The 1311-nt window shown below is 62.7% G+C and carries 1 protein-coding gene; it reads left to right on the top strand.

Annotated elements, in window-relative coordinates:
• Positions 1–76: 76 nt before the first annotated feature.
• Entirely contained in the window at positions 77–1195 is a 1119-nt protein-coding gene (locus tag FG93_RS30360; protein WP_043242586.1) for an IS5 family transposase, read from the top strand.
• Positions 1196–1311: the final 116 nt, after the last annotated feature.

The raw sequence follows: 1311 nt of genomic DNA, 5'->3' as shown, positions 1-1311 counted from the left end.
CAGGCTGCTGAAAAACGCGCTGGCTTTTTGGTTGGTGTGATGATTCCGTGGGGTTGCGGCCACAGGATTGATTTGGATGCGCGGTGGGGACGAACGGACGGGATCGTTGTTTTCGTATGTCGACCTTGAGGGGCGAGTGCCGGCTCGGCACCCGTTGCGGGCGATGCGGGATCTGGTGAACGCTTCGCTTGCTGCCTTGGATGGGTCCTTTTCGGCGTTGTATGCGAAGACCGGTCGGCCCTCGATCGCGCCGGAACGGCTGCTGCGGGCGATGCTGTTGCAGATGCTGTATTCGATCCGCTCCGAGCGTCAGTTGATGGAACGGCTTGAGTTCGACCTGTTGTTCCGCTGGTTCGTGGGTCTTGGGATCGATGATGCGGTGTGGCATGCGACGGTGTTCACGCATAATCGCGACCGGGTTCTGACAACGGAGGTGGCGCAAGGCTTCCTGTCGGCGCTGCTTGCCCAGCCGGCAGTCAAGACGCTTTTGAGCGCGGAGCACTTCTCGGTCGACGGGACGATGCTGAAGGCCTTCGCCTCGATGAAGAGCTTTCGCGCCAAGGATGGTTCGGACGAGCCGCTAGAGGGCGGGCGCAACGGCGAGCGCAACTTCCGCAAGCAGAAGCGCTCGAACGCAACGCACGCCTCGACGACGGACCCGGACGCCCGGCTCTATCGCAAGGGTGATGGCCAGGAGAGCCGGCTGGCCTATTTGGGGCATGCGCTGATGGAGAACCGCAATGGCCTGGCGGTTGGCGGCGCGGTGACGCACGCCACCGGCACGGGCGAGCGGGAGGCGGCGAGCCACCTGAGCAAGAGCCTTGGCGAAGGCACGACGCTGGGCGCCGACAAGGGCTACGACGCGGAAGCATTCGTCGAGGGGTTGAAGGAGCGCAAGATCGTGCCGCATGTTGCGATCAACGGCGCGGTGAGCAAGACGGGCAAGGTGCGCAAGACGGCGGTGCCGCCGCAGGTGGCGCAAAGTCCCGGCTATGCGATCAGCCTTCGCTGCCGCAAGCGGATCGAGGAAATCTTCGGCTGGGTCAAGACGACCGGCGGTCTCTCCCAGCTCAAGCTGCGCGGATTGGCTAAGGTCGAGGCGCTCTTCACCTTCGCCCTGGCCGCCTACAATATCGTTCGTCTTCCGAAATTGATCGGAACGACGGGCCAACTGTGTCTTGGGGCAGGAAAATAGGCCAATATGACCAGAACCCCTGCGCCGGACAGCCCAAAACCGGCCGATATCCGTCAAAAAATCGCGCCCACAACCCAAACTCGCGGAAACGCAGCAGGAATTTCAGCAGCCTGCTA

The sequence above is a fragment of the Allobosea sp. LC85 genome, from assembly GCF_000735605.1.
In the GTDB taxonomy this organism is placed as follows: Bacteria; Pseudomonadota; Alphaproteobacteria; order Rhizobiales; family Beijerinckiaceae; genus Allobosea.
The sequence above is the reverse complement of the archived record's forward strand: the minus strand, read 5'-3'. Positions and strand labels throughout refer to the sequence as shown.